This window comes from Clostridium sp. 1001271st1 H5 (genome assembly GCF_005845215.1).
Lineage (GTDB): Bacteria > Bacillota > Clostridia > Lachnospirales > Lachnospiraceae > Enterocloster.
In genome coordinates, this window is the sequence record NZ_SPHO01000007.1 from 155,096 (window position 1) to 173,864 (window position 18,769).

Here is an 18,769-nt window from a genome sequence, read left to right on the forward strand (position 1 = left end):
TCCTCTGCCCATGCTGCCAAAAAATCATTGACAATGAATTTTGCTCATTGTATACTGATTGCGGGGGTGATGAAAATGAATACATTGGGAGAACGACTCAACTATGCACGGAAACAAAAGGGATATACCCAGGATTCCCTCGCCCGGACCATCGGCGTATCCAGAGGAGTCATTTTCAACCTGGAAAAGAACAAGACAGAACCGCAGGCCATTGTCATCAATACAATCTGTCAGGTACTGAAAATCAATAAAGAATGGCTCACTGACGGCACAGGAGGCATGGAACCTGACGGCCAGGCCCTTCAAAGTACGAAACTGCTGGCAGAACTCTATGACATTGCCAAGGAACTGTCAGAGGATGAGCAGCTATTTCTTCTGGACACGGTCAAAGCGCTGAAACTGCGCCTGGGCAAACGGCTGTAAGCTGCCACCCTGTGGCATATGGTTATACTATATTGGCGAATTGCCAATATATAATCATAATATCAGCGAAATGCCACTGTGTCAATGTCTTTCCTCAATAAATTAACGATACGCCAACCAAAGGCAGGCCCAAAAACGAGGTGTAATGATGGGATTTTCCGAACAACTGAAAAAAGCCAGGATTTCAATGGGATACACGCAGCAGCAGGTGGCAGATGCATTAGGCCTGACAGCCAGCACCTACTGCGGATATGAAACAGGCAAACGCCAGCCGGATGTGGCAAAGCTGAAGCAGCTGGCCTGGGTTCTGAATACCACCGGCAGCTTTCTTCTGGAGACAGAGCCCGTCCATAACGCAGACAGGCAGGGCCATGGGACTGCGGGTCAGGACTGCGGGACAGCCGGGACAAACCAGTCACCTGGTCATGAAATCATGGCGTCATACAGCAGACTCAGTGAACGGTCAAAAAAGGCAGTGGATGATTTGGTAGCCCTGCTGCTGGATTTGCAGGAAAAAAACGGAGAATAACAGAGAATTGAATTTATGATGAATGTTGGAACGTACTATATCAGCTACAGTCCCGGCATTCTTTTTTATTCCGGATTATTTTGGCAAATCCGGCAGACGCCTCATCTGTCTGTAAACGCAAAAATCCGGCTGTCTCGCAACAGCCGGAGCTAAAACACAATTATGGTTCCGTCTTACCTCTTATTCTTCAGGAAATCCGGAATATTAATCTGCATCTCCTTATTGGTAGCTGGCCTGAATGGCTGGCTTGGTGCAGGTGAAGGATTCGGATTGGAGTTCTGGCTGCTGCCAGCGGAGTATCCCTGGTTAGGATTATACTTAGGGGCGGTGTATCCCTGGCCGCCGCCAGCCGGGTTATAGCCATGGGTGGTATATCCCTGGGATGCAGGACGGTTGGCATAAGGCACGGATGCGGTTGCCGCTGCCTCAGGCGCCGCCGCATGTGTCTGCTGTCCGGCGGGTGCTCCCGCTGCCGGTACCTTTGTCTTAAAGCTGGTAAATCCGGTCATGGCCTTTGCCACGGAAGCATTGGCTCCATGCTCGTCCAGGCCGGTTGCAATAACAGTGATGGTAGCCTCATCCTGGGCATTCTCATCAAACATAGCGCCAAAGATAATGTTGGCCTCGTCGCCTGCCAGTTCCTGAACGTAGCTGGCAGCCTCGTTAGCCTCAATCAGGCTGATATCGCCGGAAATATTGATGATAACATGGCTTGCGCCCTCAATGGTAGTCTCTAACAGAGGACTGGATACTGCCTGCTTAACCGCCTCAATGGCCTTGTCATCGCCCTTGGCCTTGCCGATACCGATATGTGCAATACCCTTGTCAATCATGACAGTCTGTACATCCGCAAAATCCAGGTTAATCAGACCTGGAACATTAATCAAATCAGTAATACCCTGAACAGCCTGCTGAAGCACCTCATCCGCCTTCTTAAGGGCATCCGGCATGGTGGTACGCCTGTCCACAATCTCAAGAAGCCTGTCATTGGGAATCACAATTAAGGTATCGACACTGTTCTTCAGCTGCTCGATACCTGACAGGGCATTGCTCATACGTGTCTTGGCTTCAAAACGGAAGGGCTTTGTCACTACGCCAACAGTAAGAATCCCCATATCCTTTGCAATCTTAGCTACCACAGGAGCTGCACCGGTTCCGGTTCCGCCGCCCATACCGCAGGTGACAAACACCATGTCAGCACCCTTTAATGCCTGTGAAATCTCTTCTGAACTCTCCTCAGCAGCCTTCTCTCCTACCTCAGGCCTGGCTCCTGCTCCCAGTCCCTTGGTCAGCTTTTCTCCAATCTGCATGGCAGTGGGGGCTTTACAAAACTGAAGGGCCTGTTTATCAGTATTAATGCCAATAAACTCCACCCCTGCAATGTTTTCGTCAATCATGCGGTTAACTGCATTGTTTCCTGCGCCGCCCACACCTACGACTATAATCCTGGCGGCATTCTCTGACTCATTTATCTTAATCTCTAACAAGATTCATATCCTCCTTTTATTCCCTTACTACCATTTCAAGCCATGCTTTCATTCTATCATCAATATCAAATTCTCATCGATTTCTGGTCTAACTAATACTATATTTGATTTCACAAAAAATATCAACACCTTTTTTTACATTTCCTAATATTTTTAGAAACACTCATTGACATTGTACCAAATTCCAGCGTACTTTACAACACCTGTTTCATGCCACTATTTTCTATCACACAGATTCCCGCCTGAAAAAGGATTCCCTTCACCGTCAATGTCTTATTTTTTTTGACTTTCTTCCTTAATTAATGTCAGCCATTAGCCCTCCGGAACAAATCCAATGCCAAAAAAAGCAAATACAGGGAATGCCGGACCACAAACAGCAGTCTTCCATCCCCTGTATCACAAATCATTCTATATCATCCTGTCATTCCATCCCCTAAAAATCCTCATAATTCTTATCATGCTCCAGCTGGGCCAGCAGTTCCTTTGCCTGCTTTACCGTGCAGCCCTTATGAATCATATAACGCAATGCAACGACCAGGGCTGTCACATCTTCATACTCCCAGACAAACCTTCCCATTGTGACGCCGCCGACCCCGCAGTCCATTGCGTCCCTTGTCATGGTCAGGTAGTCCTCCAATGTCCTGCATTGATCGCCTCCCTGAATCACAATCCGGAAGGAGGACGGCACGCATGCCACTACCCTGGCCATGGAATCCGGGTCGCCTGTGTAGGTGGTTTTTACAATGTCCATTCCCAGCTCGCAGGCACTTCTCACGCAATAGGCAATATTTTCCCATGAAGTCTGCTTTTCCGCCGGAACCAATTCCCCTTTGGGGTACACATGCCCTATGAGAGGCATTCCCTTTGCCATACACTCCTCGGAAAATCTGCCGATGGCGGCAAACTGCTCCCCCTGGAAATCCCCCAGGGTCATGGCTCCCATGGAAACCGCATCCGCGCCCATGCGCACAGCCTCATCCACTGAACCGAATATGGTGTCCCTGGTTGGCGCTGCCGGAGAATAGTTTGAAACCTTCATCAGGAGGGATACCTGTCCGGCAAAGGGCCACATGCATTGTTCTGCTATCCCCTTTGTCATGGTCATTGCATCCGGCCTTCCCGCGATGATTTTCCGAATGGTTTCCTGAATGGGCTGTAAGCCCTTCAAAGGCGCTATGCCCCTTGAAATCGCATGGTCAACAGTAATGGCCATCATCTTTCCGCTTTCAGGATTAACCAGACGGCTCATCCTTACTGCCTTTCCTAACATTGCCATAATTCATATACTCCTCTCAATTCTCAAATTTTTACGCTGCTAAGATGTCACACCATCGGCAGTAAGGCTGCTCCTGCCAATGAAAGTATAAATGCCATGCCCGCAAGGGTTATGGTATTCCATGTATATGTCTTCAAACCGCCTGTCACACTGGCGCCTGAAAGGTTTGTAACCACCCAGAATCCGGAATCATTGACATGGCCGATGAAATTGCCTCCTGCCAGTGCGGCCAGGGCAATATACACCGGATGGCAGCCTGCGGACGGTGCCACGGACGCCATGATGGTCATTGCGGTTATGGATGCAACGGTTCCTGACCCCTGGGCCACCCGGAACAGGACTCCGATTCCAAAGGTCAGGCATAAAATAAGCATGGTGGAGGACTGGCCCTCTGTCAGCCCTGCTATGAGAACCTCGCCAATGTTGGTTGCCTGTATCACGGCGCCAAAAGCCCCGCCTGCACCTGTTATCAGCAGCACCACCCCTGCCTGTTTCAGGGACTTGCCCACTGACTCGTTAAGCCCGTTCCATCCCATCCGTTTGAGCAGTATTCCATAGGCAGCCAACAGACCCAGAAGGATTGCAATGGTTTTCTGGGAAATGAACTGTATGGCCACCGGAGCATCGCTGCCTGTCATGACCGGCCAGAAAGAGCCGACGAGAATCGTAAGTACAGGGAGACAGATAGGAATGATTGCCGCCCATGGAGAGGGCAGGTCCTCCCGGCTCACAACAGCCTCGTCCATATCCAAAAGGCCGTTCTCATCCTTTTCCGGATCCCAGAATCCCGGACGGTCCAGCATCCTGAACCATACAAACATGGAAAATACAGCTGCCGCCAGGCCCACAACCGTGCCTGCGATAATGATATAAGACAAATCAAAATTAAGTATGGTGGCCGCTGCAAGCGGATTGGGCGTGGGCGGCACAAAGGTCTGGGAGCTGACTCCTCCTATGGCGATAGCACCTGCAAAATATGCCAGCGGACGTTTTGTCTCCTTTGCCACTGCAATGCCAAGGGGAATCAATATAACAAACGTCACATCAAAAAAGACAGGAATGGATAACAGGAACGCGGTAAGTCCCAGCGCCCAGGGCGCCCTTTTTCCCGGAAAGGCCTTTAATATGGACTTTGCAAGGGATTCAGCTGCGCCGGAATCCTCCAGTATCTGGCCCATCATGATTCCAAATCCAATGGGGAAGCCGATACCTGTCATCAGATTTCCAAATCCGCTGTTGATGGATGTAATGGTGTCCATGAAGCCAAGACTGCAGGATATTCCCATGTACAGACTGGCCAGTATCATGGATATGACCGGGTTAATTTTAAACTTAAGGACTAAAAATAATATGATTGCAATTGATATGGCCAAATTCACTGCTAATGTAATCCCACTCATATGATAACCTCCTATTTTTGGCGTACTTTAATAAAAGTACCGCCTGTTTCAACTGATACCTTTCTTCTCACGTATTAAGCTGTACTCAGCGCTATGTCCGGAATACAAAAATGGAATTGACAAATCCAGGAAACAGAATTAGTATATAGATGTACGGCTGGATATCCTCTCATTGATATCCTTCAATCCCGGATATATGTTTTTGTACTCCTCAAATCTTGTTTCATACTCCTTTACCATGGCAGGATTGGGAATATATGTTTCTTTCGGGCGGACCATATGGCTGATGGCTTGTCCGAAGTCTTCAAAATATCCGGTTCCCACGGCGCCTGCGATGGCAGCTCCCAGGGATGCAGCTTCCTGGGTTTCCAGCACGGTAATGCTGCGGTTAAATATATCTGCCTTTATCTGTAACCATTTAGGTGTCTTGGCGCCGCCGCCTATCATGCGTATTTCTTCGATTGACTGTCCTGTGCTCTGCTCAATGGCCATGAGGTTTAATTTCATCTCATAGCCCAGGGAATCCAAAACAGCACGGGTTATATCTTTTTTTGTATGAGTGACTCTTAAGCCGATTATGGCTCCAAGAGATAGCGGATTGTTTACTGGTGTACCCGCGCCTTCCAAGTGAGGTAATACATATATGTCTGCAGGAGTGTTGGCGCACTCTTTAATAATATATGTATAAATATCACAGTTCTGTTCACCGCATAACTGTGATTCCTCATGGCAGAAGGTATTCTTGTACCATTTCAAAAATAATCCCCCGTTTGTATTGATTGCCATGGTAATATAATTGGTTCCGTCCGCATGTCTGTAGCAGGGCAGCTTATTTTCCAGCATGGCTCTGTCTATTATAAAACCAGGCAGAACCGAAACCATTGCGTCCACAGTGCCGCAGGCATCCATCACCATGCCCGGAGTAATCACACCGCTTCCAATTGCACCGCAGGCCTGGTCATGTCCTCCCAGGACCACACGGCAGGTCCGGCTCAGACCCAGTCCGGCCCTTATGTCCTCCCTTACCCTGCCTATAATCGCAGTGGATTTGACTGGTTCCGATAATTTGTTCTTTGATATTCCTGCCATATCCAGCACCCCGCTGTCCCATTCCGGACGTTTTGAGGACAGCATCATGGTTCTGCCGGCCATGGAATAGTCGATAAAAGGACCCTCCCCGGTCAGCTTAAATACCACATAATCCTGGACACAGCAAAACTTCCAAGCCTTTTCATAGATATCCGGCCTGTTTTCCTTAAACCACATAATCTTGTTTACAGTGTAAATGGATGCAAATCCATTGCCTGTGCGCTTATATATCTCCCACTCGTCATGGTGTTCCTTCCAAAACCGGTACTGCTGCAGCGTCCTGTTATCCATCGTAACAATGATGTTATACAGGGGATTTCCCTTATGGTCCACAGGCACCACGGCCTGCGCCTGGGAAGAAACCGCAATGGATACGATATTCCCGCGGCACTGCGCTGATACATCCGCCAATGTCTCGTACACCTTATTCAGGTAATTCTCCGGTTCCAGCTCCGCCAATCCTGTCTGTGGAAGTACCAAATCAATCTCTCTTCTGGAAAAGGCCAGCTGTCTGCCGTGTTCATCAAAGACAGATGCCTTTACACTGGAAGTCCCCAAATCGATTCCGCAAAACATTCCCTGCCCTCCTTGCTCCATTTTTTAAATGAATCGCATTGATGGATTCATCACCTCCTTTGTATGCTTTGATTTCATATCCTGTTTTATCCACCTCCTTCTTATATTTTTGTGGAATCCAATGCCTTTCTTGTCTTAAGTATATTGGCATAGGATTCATCGTATCTCTTATAAGACACCCCTATATACAGCATGTCGATGATTGTCAGCTCCGCTATTCTGGAGGACAATGCATCGCTGTTAAAAGCAGTTTCATTGGAAGACGTGTACAGGACAACGTCCGCCTTTTCCACAATGGGAGACTTTCCGTAGTTGGTAATGGCGATTGTCTTTGCTCCGGACTGCCTTGCAATCTCCATGGCCATGAGAATGTCCTTGGAAGCCCCGGAATGGGAAACAGCAACAATCACATCCTGGGATGTCAGTACGGAAGCAGCCATGGCCTGGAGATTGCTGTCCGTAAACGCCATGGCCATATAGCCTATTTTCAAAAATTTATGCTGTCCGTCCATGGCAACACAGCCGGAACCGCCTACCCCGAAAAACAGAAGGCGCCTGCATCCCAGAATCAGATTGACAGCCTCGTTTATATTTTCCCTGCTGAGCACATCGCTGGTATCCCTTAAGGACTGGATATTTGATTCGAATATCTTGTCCACAATCGTGGGGATGGTGTCTCCTTTTGCCAATTGGCTGTAAATCTGCTGCCCCGGCTCAATCACATCCTGGGCAATGCTTATTTTCATGGCCTGATAACCCTTATACCCCAGTTTCTGTGCATATCTGACAATGGCTGCCTCGCTGACCCCGCAGGCCTCTGCTGCGTCCGCCACAGACATATGTATGATTTCTTTCCTGTTTGTCTCAATGAATTCATAAATCTTCTTTTCATTCTTTTTGTTGATGGAAGGCAATATTGATTGCACTCTCAGCTGATAACTCGTATTTGGATTGTCCATTTTCTACCTCCTGGATATAATTATAGCGCATTTGAATTATAATTTCAATATATTATATTTATTTTTGAAACTTTATTTTATTTTCACCCCCCGCCACCCCTGTCCTTGCATCCCCCGCTTCCTTTGAATCCTCCGCCGCCCTTCACCCGTTACATTCCATGGCCTTTAAAAACCAATCTGAAAAAAGCACTATTCAGATTATGAATAATGCTTTGCTGTACATATATTCAGCCGGAAAAATAATCAGCCAAAGAAAATCATTTCTTTTTAAATGTAATTCCTGCCCCGCTGTTGGATTCCGAATACTTGTCCAGCTTCATGGTCCCGCTGATTTGCGTAAGCTGGGGCTGGGCCTTCAGGATATCGTTGAGGGTGGATATCTTTCCGTCAATATCCGTGTGGTCCCCCATGGTGACCTCCATTTTTCCGATGAACAGGGTAGCCTGCCCGTGGGAATCATACTGGATGCGGTCCACTGCAATATCATAGACCGACAGCTGCTGCGTCAGGTTCAGTATCTCCTCAAAAATATTCTTATCATCCACCGGAAGGGGACGGTGCAGCACTATCCTGCCGAATTCCATGCCTGTAATCCATGGGACGCCGGGCAGCCTGCTTCCTGAGCTCTCCACCACAATACCATCCTTGTCAAAATACATGAAGCTGCTCATGTAGGACACATATCCCACAATGCTCTTTTCATATATGATTACCTCCACGTCCAGCGGATTATGGAACACTATTTTATAATCCTCCACAAAGGGTATCTGGATGTGGGGGCGGAACCGGTCCGAAAAATAGGCGTGGGCTGAATTCTTCCCCCACCTTCCGGTGAACAGAAGGTCTTCCACCTGTTTGGCCGAATACCGGCCGCTTCCTGTCACCGTCACATTCTGAATCTGCACAGACAAAAGCAGGATTGCCAGAAGCAGTACCACTGCCACGGCAATACCTGCCCCTATATGATGTTTACTACCATAATTTCTCATACAGTACCTCACCTGGTAATATCATTCTCCCCTGCCATAAGTCCTTCCCCATCTGCGGGAATTACCTCCGGCCATCAGGAGTCCTTCCCCACCCAGCGGATATTGGCGCCCAATGCAGCCATATCCCTGCATATGTCCTCGTACCCCCGCTCAATGTGATGGCATTCCCCGATGAATGTGTCCCCCTCCGCTGCCAGGGCCGCCACCATCAAGGCTGCTCCGCCTCTTAAGTCGCAGGCATTGACGGCAGCGCCCTTCAGGGGATAATGCCCCTCAATCACAGCCCTCCGGTCCTCGGTCCGTATGACAGCCCCCATCTGTTCCAGGATTTTCGCCGTCGCAAACCTGCCCTCAAAGACCTGCTCCTCTATATAGCTGGTACCCCGGGCAGTTGCCAGGAATGCCAGGAAGGGCGACTGCAAATCCGTGGGAAAACCGGGATACGGCTCTGTCTTTATGAGAAGGGGAAGGGGACGGCTCCTCATGCCTATGCGAATCTGGCAGTTTTCTTCGTCCGCATCCACTGCAGCGCCTGTCTTTTCAAATTCCTCCAACGGCACCTTAAGCTCGGACGGACGTATGCCCCGCAAAAGGACCTCCCCGCCGGCGGCCACTGCCGCAGCCCCGTAGGTGCCTGCCACAATCCGGTCACCCTCCACCCGGAAGCTGCTGTCATGCAGCCCGGATACCCCCTGCACCATCAGATGGTCCGTTCCCATGCCGCAGATAACAGCCCCCATATTATTGAGGAAACGGCACAGCTGGCTGATTTCCGGTTCCCTGGCAGCCTGGTGGATAATGGTCACTCCGTCTGCCAGCACAGACGCCAGTATGGCCTGTTCCGTGGCCCCCACGCTGGGGTAGGACAGATGGATTTCTGTTCCCTTAAGGCCTCCGTTCTTTCTGCATCTGGCCTCTATGGTACCATCCCGTTCCCGGATATCGGCTCCCAGGGCCCTCAGTGCCATCAGATGCAGGTCAATGGGCCTGGCCCCTATGAGACATCCGCCCGGATAACAGCTGCTGCCCTCGCCCATGCGTCCTAACAGGGCGCTGAGCACCACGATAGAGGAACGCATGGCAGTGACATACGCTTCGGGAATGGATGTCCCCGTGACGCTGCGGGCATCCATCACAAGGCAGTCTCCCTTGTGGCAGCACCGGCAGCCCAGACTTTCCAGTATGTCCAGCATACAGGCCACATCCCGTATGACCGGGACATTGGTCAGCACTGTAATTCCTCTGTGAAGCAAAGCCGCAGCCATCATGGGCAGTACGGCGTTTTTAGAACCTTGTATGGATATCTCTCCCTGCAGGGGAGTAAGACCACAAACCTGAATGACAGACAATGGGGCACCTCCTGGTATCTATGCCTTCCGTAGAAAACACCTTCTACTTAAAGCATATGCCGGGACGTGCCCGCTTGTGCGGTATTCCTGCTGTTACTTTTCAAGTTTTATCTGATTGGACACGCTTAGGACAATTCCCATCTCCATCAGGAGGAACAGCACCGACGTTCCCCCGTAGCTGATGAAGGGAAGGGTGATTCCCGTGTTGGGAATGGTGTTGGTCACAACCGCGATATTCAGTATGACCTGGATGGCTATGTGTCCCATGACGCCCACCACCAGAAGGGCCCCGAACAAATCAGGGGCATTGTTGGCAATAATCATGAATCTGTATATCATGAACAGGAATATGAGGATGATGGATACGGCCCCGAACAGCCCCAGCTCCTCGCATATAATGGCAAATATCATATCGTTCTGGGACTCAGGCAGGAAGCCCAGCTTCTGTATGCTCTCTCCCAGCCCCTGGCCCACCAGTCCGCCGGAACCAATGGCATAGAGCCCCTGAAGGACCTGGAATCCCTTGTCCGTAGGGTCGGACTCCGGGTTCAGCCACGCCTCAATCCTGCGGTACTGATAAGGCTGAAGCAATCCCACTGTGGTCAGAAACTTGCCAATGGGCCCGGCAAAGGCCAGGGTTGTAAGACCCAGGGCCCCGATGGAGAAAAAGGGCCACTTCACCTTGCAGGACACAAAGAGCATGACAAAAGCGATTCCGCACACAATGATGCCGGAACTCAGGTTGTTCATGGCTACCAGACCCGCTATGGGCAGGGTCAGGGCCACCACGTAACCCATATTTTTCCATTTATTAATTTTCATACCCATGGTGGTAATCACCGCAGCCAGAAGCACTATCAGGGCTATTTTGACAAACTCCGTTGGCTGGAAGCTTAAAGGCCCCACTCCCAGCCAGCGCTTCTTGCCGTTTACCTCACGGCCAATCAGGCTGACTGCAATCATGAGTATGTATGACATAAGATAGGCAAACACGGAAAACCGGGCAAATATATGATAATCTATCTTGGATATGATGAGCATGGCCACCAGACCCACTGCCGCGATTCCCGCCTGCCTCTGCATGAAATATGCACCGTTTCCGTTATATGCCTTACTCAGCTGCGCTGAATAGGAACTGGCGCTGTAAATCATTACCAGCCCGAAAGCTGTCAGGAAAATGATGCAGAACAAAAGGCTGTAATCATAAAAACGCTTTGCCTTCTTTTTTTTCTTTGGCATCTGCTGTTCCATCCGCTCCCCGTTCCCGGCCGGCCGTCTCACCTGGCCGGAGGGTCCGGCTGCCGTCTGCACCTTTCCCGCCATACGCACTTACCTCCTACAAAGCCATGACGCACTCCTTAAAGACACGTCCCCGCTCTTCATAATTTTTAAACATGCCCCAGCTGGCACAGGCGGGGCTTAACAGTACATAGTCTCCGATGTCCGCATACACGGCGCATACCTGCACTGCCTCCTGCATATCTTCTGCATACATGATTTCCGTAAAACCATGCTTTTTTGCACACTCGGCAATCTTATCCCTGGTCTGTCCTATGAGCACCAGGTATCTGACCTTGCCCTCAAATTCAGCCACCCATTCATCGTACCCGCTGTTCTTGTCATAGCCTCCGGCAATGAGAAGAGTGGGACCCGGCATGGCTCTCAGGGCCTGGATAGCTGCATCCGGGTTGGTTCCCTTGGAGTCGTTGTAATACCTGACCCCGGTGCGCTCCCTGACGAACTCTATCCTGTGTTCCACGGGATGGAATGCCTCAATGACCCTTGTAATGTCCGCCATGGGAACGCCCATTTCCAGGGCAATGGCTGCGGCTGCCATGACATTCTCATAGTTATGGCGGCCCAGGAGCTGCATGTCATGGACATTGACCACAACGGTCTGGCGGCCGTTCTGGCAGTACACAATGTTATCCCCGTCCATGCAGAAACCATCCTTCAGCTTCTCCCTGCTGGAAAACCAGATGACCCTGGGCTTAAGCTCCGGATTCTGGCCGAACTCCCTGAGAACAGGGTCGCCGTAGTTGAGCACCACCGCATCCTCCTCTGTCTGGTTCAGGGTAATGCATTCCTTAATCCGGATGTAATTCTCCATGGTGCCGTGACGGTTCAGATGGTCCGGGGTGATGTTCAGGATTGCGCTGACATTGGGTCTGAAATCCATAATGGTTTCCAGCTGGAAGCTGGACACCTCTGCCACGGTCACGGAATCCTCCGTCATCTCCAGCACCTTGGCGGTATAGGGGTCGCCAATGTTTCCCACCACAAACGTCTCCTCATAGCGGGCCTTTAATATCTCTCCCGTTAGGGCTGTGGTTGTGGTCTTTCCGTTTGTTCCCGTAATAGCGGCCAGCTTTCCCAGGCCGCACTGGTAGGCCAGCTCAATCTCTCCCAGAATGGGAATCTTGGCATCGTCCACCACGGCCACAAAAGGGCTGTCTAAGGGTATGCCCGGACTGATGATGCACAGCTCCACGCCCAGCAGGTCGGAACGCTTGATATCCCCCAGCACAACAGTTATCTTTGCATCCTTGTCAAATTTTTCCTTGATATCCTCTTCCCTTAAGGCGGTATTTCCGTCATAAAGCACCACATCGCCGCCCCGTTCAAGAACCAGCTTCGCAGCAGCAATGCCGCTGATTCCCGTTCCAGCCACTAAAACTCTCTGACTTTGGTTCATTTGTCAACTAACCTCCTCGTTATGAGCACCCGGAGACCGTATTCCGGCCTCTTACGTGCGACAGATACATGTACACCAATATAATACCTACAGCCCCAGATAAGCCACCATGCAGAGGATGGCAGTCACAATGGCAAAGACAGCCACCACCCTAGTCTCCGACCACCCGCTCAGCTCAAAGTGATGGTGGATAGGCGCCATCTTAAAAATACGTTTGCCGCCGGTGCGCTTAAAATAGGTCACCTGGATGATGACGGACAGCACCTCCACCAAATAGATGAGTCCGATGATGGGAATAAACAAAGGCATGCGCATCATGTAGCAGGAAGCAGCCACAAAGCCGCCCAGGGCCAGGGAGCCTGTATCCCCCATAAACACCTTGGCCGGATATACATTGAACAGCAGGAATCCCAGAAGGCTTCCCACCACAGCTCCCGTCATGGGGCTGATGCCCATGTCCTCGCCGATTGCCACAATGGTAAGAAAGGTGGCGACCAGTATGGTAACACTTGTACAGAGGCCGTCTAAGCCGTCTGTAAAATTCACCCCGTTGTCCGTACCCAGCATGATGAAGAACAGCGCAGGTACAAAGAAGATTCCCAGGGACAGGAAGCTGCCCCCGTCAAAGCCGCCTGTAAAGGGAATCAGCATATCCGTCCCTACCTCCCCGCTGTTAAGCAGGTACCAGGCAAAGATGCCGGTGATGATGAACTGGCCCACTAACTTCTGCATGGGCTTCAGCCCCTCGGAGCGCTTCATCACAATCTTGATATAATCGTCCAGAAAACCGATGATTCCAAATCCCACCGTGACAAACAGCACGGGAATGATTTTGGGATAGCTGGGAATATAAAAGATAGATGTAATGATGATGCTGCAGAGTATAATCAGGCCGCCCATGGTAGGCGTTCCCTGCTTTTTCAGATGGCTCTGTGGTCCGTCGTCCCTGACCTGCTGCCCGAATTTAAGCTTGTGCAGGAAGGGGATGATAATGGGGCAAAGCAATGCGCTGATGGCAAATGCAATGATAATAGCTAGTATGGTTTCATGAATCATAAAGGCACCTCAATCTCATATGTATGTCTTATTTGGTAATTAGTATACGTCTTTTTCCGGGAATAATCAACTATGGATTAGAAAGGTGCACAGCAGTTTCTTCCTGCACTGCCTCAATTCCCAGATAAGGAAGTATATTCTTAAATAAATCTCCGATTACCGGGGCAGCTATGGTTCCGCCGTAATATATCCCCTCCGGCTCATCAATGGTAATGAGGGCCATGACCTGCGGATTGTCAGCCGGAGCAAAACCAATGAACGATGAAATATATTTTTTAAGGCTTCGCGGAAGCTTTTCCGACGTGGCGGTTTTGCCGCCGATGCGGTATCCCTCCAATTTGGCCTTTTTTCCGCTTCCCTCTGATACCACCTGCTCCAGCACATACCGCATGGTGGCGCTGGTTTCCTCTGACAGGATTCTTCCCCCGGAAGGATAATCCAGCTTGCGCACCGATGTTTTGTCTGCGCTCACAGTCTCCACACCGAAATGAGGGGTCACCCTGTTTCCGCCGTTTACAATGGAGGCAGCCGTGGTGATAAGCTGCACAGGCGTAATCTGGAAGGACTGCCCAAACGAAACAGTGGCCAGCTCCACCAGTCCCATGTCCTCTTTTTTGTGCATGATGGTGGCAGCCTCCCCAGGCAGGTCGATTCCCGTCTTTCCCTTCAGTCCGAACTGGGTAAAATACTTATAATAGCCGTCCACACCCAGGCGCTGTCCCACGTCGATGAATACCGGATTGCAGGAGTTCATGGCTCCCTGGAGAAATGTCTCCGCCCCGTGTCCCCCCACTTTATGGCACCTTATCTTCCGGTCCTCCACCACCCTGAAGCCGGGGCAGGAAAACTGGTCCGTCAGCTTCACAACCCCTGATTCCAGTCCGGCTGCCGCCGTGATGATTTTAAAGGTGGAACCCGGCTCATAGGTATCATTGATGCAGGTATTCCTCCACATCTGGTTCAGAAGCTCCTGTTTTTCCGCCCCCGTGGCCCCCTGGTTCCGGGCAGCCAGCTCCTGAAGGCTCTGGCTCCGAAGGTTCTGGTCCAGCGTGAAGGGGTCGTTTAGATTAAACTCCGGCACATTGACCATGGCCATCAGCTCTCCGTTCTGGGGATTCATGACAATGATGGACACCTTCTTGGCGTTTTTCTTTTCCAGCACCTGGTAGGCCAGCTGCTCCGCATATTTCTGTATGTTCACATCCATGCTGATATGAAGGTCATTTCCCGGTATGGGTTCAATCCTGTCCTCTGCGGCGTTCTCTATCTCCACACCCTTTGCATCGGACATGGTGAGAATCTTGCCGTTCATTCCTTTCAGATATTTTTCGTACTTTACCTCCAGGCCAATGATGCCCTGGTTGTCTCCCCCGGTAAATCCCAGAACCTTGGAGGCCAGGCTGTCATAGGGATAATACCGTTTATAGTCCTCATCCACCTTGACGCCTGCCAGCCGGTAGGAGCGTATCCGGTCCCCCAGCTCTTTGTCCACATTGGTCTTGATGATTTCCCTGGAACTGTGCTTCTCCACCCGTTTCCTCACCAGTTCCTCATCCAGGTCCAGCTCATCGCACAATACCCGTATAACCTGCTCCCGGTCCTTTACCTGATTGTATATGACGGAAATGGTACACACTGTCCTGTTATCCGCAATGACGACCCCATTGGCGTCAATGATACGCCCCCTGGCCGCCTTAATGGTACGCTCCCTCTGGTGAAGGTCCTCCGCCATGGCGCTGTAATGCTCGGAACAGAACAGCATAAGAAAGCCAAGCCGCCCTGACAGACTCACCATGACAATGGCTATGAGCAGTGCCAGGACGGCTATATTCTTTCTGTGTTTCGTTAAATTAGAATACATGAGCAGCTCCGGTGTCCATCATTGTTAATAATATATTGGAGCCCGTCACATTTTATGAATTTTTCTCCTGATTACTCAGAGGGCCTGGCGGTTTCCTCCCCGGAAGACGGCTCAGCTCCCTGGCTGCTTTCCTGGCCAGGACCTGCCTGTCCGCTGTTCTCACCGTTGGTTTTACGGGGCAGCGCCCACACCGGAGCAGACCCGGGACCCTTTCCGGTCCCGTCCCCCTCCTCAGCCGCAGTGGGAACCGCATCCGGCAGGCCGCTGCCCTCGCCGTCATCCCCGCCGGGCATATATTCATCTGTCTCGTACTGCCTTTGCGTCTCAGCCGGAGTCTCCTCTGTCCCCTCTGCGCCTTCCGCCTCGGTTTCAGGCTCATTTATGCCCTCGGAGGAAGGCAGGCTCTCCTGGATTGCCTCGTTTTCAGGAAGGTCCTTGGTGGGGAATATATTTAAATAAGGAAGAATTTCCGTCATAATCTTGGAGAAAACAGCGCTTGCGTAGGAACTGTGGGCCTGCTGTTCTCCCGGCGGATAATTGGGCGTGTCAATGACCACATACACAAATACCTGGGGGTCCTCAATGGGTGCAAACCCGGCAAAGGATACCAGATAATTCTTGGCGTTTCTGGGCTGCTTCTCCGCCGTACCTGTCTTGCCTCCCACATCGTAGCCAATGACCTGGGCCGCCTTTCCCGTACCGGTTTCAACGGTCTGGAACATGGCATTCTTCAGGAAATCAGAGGTGGACTGGGATACTGTCTCGCGCACCAGCACAGGCTCCTTTTTCTCCACCACAGACCCCTGTTCATTGAGAATCTGCTTTACCACATGGGGCTCATAGTAGGAACCGCCGTTTAAAACAGAGCAGAATGCAGCGGACAGCTGCACCATGGTACAGTTGTAGTTCTGGCCAAAGGCATTGGTAGCCAGGTCCGTCGGCCCGATGTTGTCCGCATTGTAAACCAGACCGTCCGCCTCACCGGGCAGGTCAATGCCTGTCTTGTCTCCAAATCCGAATATGCCCTGGTATTTTGTAAAGCGCTCCCTTCCTATCATGGCTCCAATGCGCATCATGGCCACATTACAGGACTGCATCAGGGATTCCTGAAGGTTCAGCCACCCATGGCCGCCCCTGCGCCAGGCCGTACATTTGATATCATAGTCTCCCACATGGAGGTAGCCGGTACACTCAAAGTTTTCATTTCCCTTAAGCACCCCTTCCTCCAGGCCTGTGGCAACAGTGAATATCTTGGAAGGCGAACCGGGCTCATAGGTATCGCTGACACAGAAATTCCTCCAAATCTGGTTCCAGGCCACCTGCTGTCCATAGGAAATCACATCCTCCCTGGAAAAATGCTCCAGCACCTGGTCCTCGGTAATGACTGCCCCGTCATTTTCCCGCCGGTACACAGCCGCCGCCTCCTTTTTTCCCAGGTCAAACAGGTCCTGCTCCGTATAGCCGGACACGTCCCTTGGATTATTCAGGTCGAATTTATTGCTGGTTCCCATGGCCAGAATTTCCCCGTTATTGGGATTCATGACAATGACAGCCGTTACCTTGCTGCCCACGTTGGTCTGCCACTCGTCAATGTATTTCTGTACAATGTTCTGGATATTCACATCAATGGTGGATACCACTGTGTTGCCGCCCACGGCCGGCTTTACCACGCCCTCCAGGTTGGAGTCCTGGTCCAGGTATCCGTATTCCCGCCCATTGACCCCAATCAGGCTGCTGTTGTAATACTGCTCAATGCCGCCCGTACCCACGCTTCCGTCGCTGCTGGTAAATCCAACCACATTGCAGGCCAGGGAATTATAAGGGTAAATGCGCTTATATTCATCCTCAAACCAGATGCCCTTAACCCGCTTCCTGGCCTCCGCGTCGTTATCGCTCTTGCGGTAAGCCTCATTTGTCTCCCTGGCCATCTGTTCAAAGGCCACTCTCTGGTCATAGGTGAGCTGGCGCCCCTTGTTATATCTGAGATACGCTGTCTCCCTGCGCTCCTCAATCAGGGTCCGCAGCTCTCCCGCGTCAAAGCCAAAGCTGGTGACCAGGGCCTGGATAGTAGGTTCCAGAAAGTTTTCCGGGTCCGACATAATCTGGCCCGGGTCAATAATCAGGTTATACACCTTCTCGCTGGTAGCCAGGTAAGTGCCGTTCCTGTCCACAATGTCGCCCCGCCTGTAGGGGATAATACGGCTGTCATACTCCTGCTGGCGCTGGGAGAGGACGATTTTATTATACTGCTCATTGTTGTCCTTGATGATTCGGTACAGAATCATAACCAAAGCAAATAAAGCCAGCGTAATCACCAGGACGGTGATTGCCAGCTTCTCTTGTATATACTTGGGATAATAATACTTCCCGCGTTGGTTATTCCGTTGTTCGTTTCTGTATTGCTCCTGTTCCCTGGGGCCGTTTCCGCTGTCCTTCCTGCTGCCGCTGCTGCCTTTCCCCATACGGCCCCCGGATTTAGTGTTCCGGGATGTCTTCATACTGTCTTACATACTCGCTTTCTGTCTTGTCATATAACAGCACCTGGTCCTTCTTGGCGTACACCATTCCCAGCTCCTTGGTGGCAATCTCATATATCTTGTTGAGGTCGATGCTGGTATTGATGCTGGTCTCAAGGGCGTCGTTCTCCGCCTTAAGCTGTTCCAGCTCCGCCTCCATCTGCTCAATATGATGCATCCTGGCCGTGATGGAGGACTGCACATGGAGGTAGTTAATACAGAGGTATAAGGTAAATACAGACGCAATCGTAAGCATGATGACATATGGAAGGTCCATATACATGGCCCGCTCCTGATTGCGGCGAATCCGGTGGTTACTCCGGACCGACTGGCTGCCTGATGGTTTCCCCGGCCTGGTCTCCTGCTTTGGAGCAGTCTGGGGCCTTAGCTTTGGTGCGGCAGAACCCTGCACATAATCATTGCCGTACATGGGTCTGGTGTTTCTGTGTGTATTCCTGCGTCCTGACGACGCCTGCGCCCTTGCAGCCATAACCTTATCCTCCCTTCTATCTGAATCTGGCGGCGGTTACCGGCTTTGGCCGGCCTTCCTGCCACCTGCTGTCT

General features: G+C 51.1%; 15 protein-coding genes. 2 read left to right on the forward strand and 13 right to left on the reverse strand.

Features of this window, described 5'->3' with window-relative positions; genetic code table 11:
• Window positions 1-75 precede the first annotated feature (75 nt).
• The gene (locus FGS84_RS12745; RefSeq protein WP_138308805.1) at window positions 76-423 is read left to right on the forward strand and encodes a helix-turn-helix transcriptional regulator; all 348 of its coding nucleotides are present in this window, start codon (window positions 76-78) and stop codon (window positions 421-423) included.
• 145 nt (window positions 424-568) lie between these two features.
• Complete coding sequence (locus tag FGS84_RS12750; RefSeq protein ID WP_227147501.1) at window positions 569-952, forward strand: helix-turn-helix transcriptional regulator; 384 nt, start codon at window positions 569-571, stop codon at window positions 950-952.
• 173 nt (window positions 953-1,125) lie between these two features.
• Here FGS84_RS12750 and ftsZ read toward each other — a convergent pair whose 3' ends face one another.
• The 13 genes from ftsZ to FGS84_RS12815 form a co-directional block, all read right to left on the reverse strand.
• Complete coding sequence (gene ftsZ / locus FGS84_RS12755; protein ID WP_138308806.1) at window positions 1,126-2,439, reverse strand: cell division protein FtsZ; 1,314 nt, start codon at window positions 2,437-2,439, stop codon at window positions 1,126-1,128.
• Between the two features lie 433 nt (window positions 2,440-2,872).
• Window positions 2,873-3,715 (reverse strand): fructose-bisphosphate aldolase, encoded by an 843-nt coding sequence (locus tag FGS84_RS12760; RefSeq protein ID WP_138308808.1) that lies wholly within the window; start codon window positions 3,713-3,715, stop codon window positions 2,873-2,875.
• Window positions 3,716-3,762: 47 nt separating this feature from the next.
• Window positions 3,763-5,115 (reverse strand): GntP family permease, encoded by a 1,353-nt coding sequence (locus FGS84_RS12765; protein WP_138308809.1) that lies wholly within the window; start codon window positions 5,113-5,115, stop codon window positions 3,763-3,765.
• A 138-nt stretch (window positions 5,116-5,253) separates the two neighbouring features.
• Complete coding sequence (locus tag FGS84_RS12770; RefSeq protein WP_138308811.1) at window positions 5,254-6,780, reverse strand: FGGY-family carbohydrate kinase; 1,527 nt, start codon at window positions 6,778-6,780, stop codon at window positions 5,254-5,256.
• 101 nt (window positions 6,781-6,881) lie between these two features.
• Window positions 6,882-7,739: a MurR/RpiR family transcriptional regulator gene (locus tag FGS84_RS12775; RefSeq protein WP_138308813.1), complete on the reverse strand. Its 858-nt coding sequence runs from the start codon at window positions 7,737-7,739 to the stop codon at window positions 6,882-6,884.
• A 257-nt stretch (window positions 7,740-7,996) separates the two neighbouring features.
• Window positions 7,997-8,728, reverse strand: coding sequence for a cell division protein FtsQ (locus tag FGS84_RS12780; RefSeq protein WP_138308814.1), 732 nt, complete (start codon window positions 8,726-8,728; stop codon window positions 7,997-7,999).
• Window positions 8,729-8,802: 74 nt separating this feature from the next.
• The gene (gene murA / locus FGS84_RS12785; protein WP_138308816.1) at window positions 8,803-10,077 is read right to left on the reverse strand and encodes a UDP-N-acetylglucosamine 1-carboxyvinyltransferase; all 1,275 of its coding nucleotides are present in this window, start codon (window positions 10,075-10,077) and stop codon (window positions 8,803-8,805) included.
• Between the two features lie 93 nt (window positions 10,078-10,170).
• Window positions 10,171-11,328 carry an FtsW/RodA/SpoVE family cell cycle protein gene (locus tag FGS84_RS12790; protein ID WP_347563833.1) on the reverse strand — a complete coding sequence of 386 codons (1,158 nt, stop codon included), beginning with the start codon at window positions 11,326-11,328 and terminating at the stop codon, window positions 10,171-10,173.
• An 85-nt stretch (window positions 11,329-11,413) separates the two neighbouring features.
• Window positions 11,414-12,772: a UDP-N-acetylmuramoyl-L-alanine--D-glutamate ligase gene (gene murD, locus FGS84_RS12795; RefSeq protein ID WP_138308820.1), complete on the reverse strand. Its 1,359-nt coding sequence runs from the start codon at window positions 12,770-12,772 to the stop codon at window positions 11,414-11,416.
• Between the two features lie 87 nt (window positions 12,773-12,859).
• Window positions 12,860-13,828, reverse strand: coding sequence for a phospho-N-acetylmuramoyl-pentapeptide-transferase (gene mraY, locus FGS84_RS12800; protein WP_138308822.1), 969 nt, complete (start codon window positions 13,826-13,828; stop codon window positions 12,860-12,862).
• A 70-nt stretch (window positions 13,829-13,898) separates the two neighbouring features.
• Window positions 13,899-15,689, reverse strand: a complete 1,791-nt coding sequence (locus FGS84_RS12805; RefSeq protein ID WP_138308825.1) for a penicillin-binding transpeptidase domain-containing protein — start codon at window positions 15,687-15,689, stop codon at window positions 13,899-13,901.
• A 71-nt stretch (window positions 15,690-15,760) separates the two neighbouring features.
• A complete protein-coding gene (locus tag FGS84_RS12810; protein WP_138308827.1) occupies window positions 15,761-18,151 on the reverse strand; it encodes a penicillin-binding transpeptidase domain-containing protein in 2,391 nt (796 codons plus the stop codon).
• Window positions 18,152-18,164: 13 nt separating this feature from the next.
• Window positions 18,165-18,695: a septum formation initiator family protein gene (locus tag FGS84_RS12815; protein WP_138308829.1), complete on the reverse strand. Its 531-nt coding sequence runs from the start codon at window positions 18,693-18,695 to the stop codon at window positions 18,165-18,167.
• Between the last annotated feature and the right edge of the window lie 74 nt (window positions 18,696-18,769).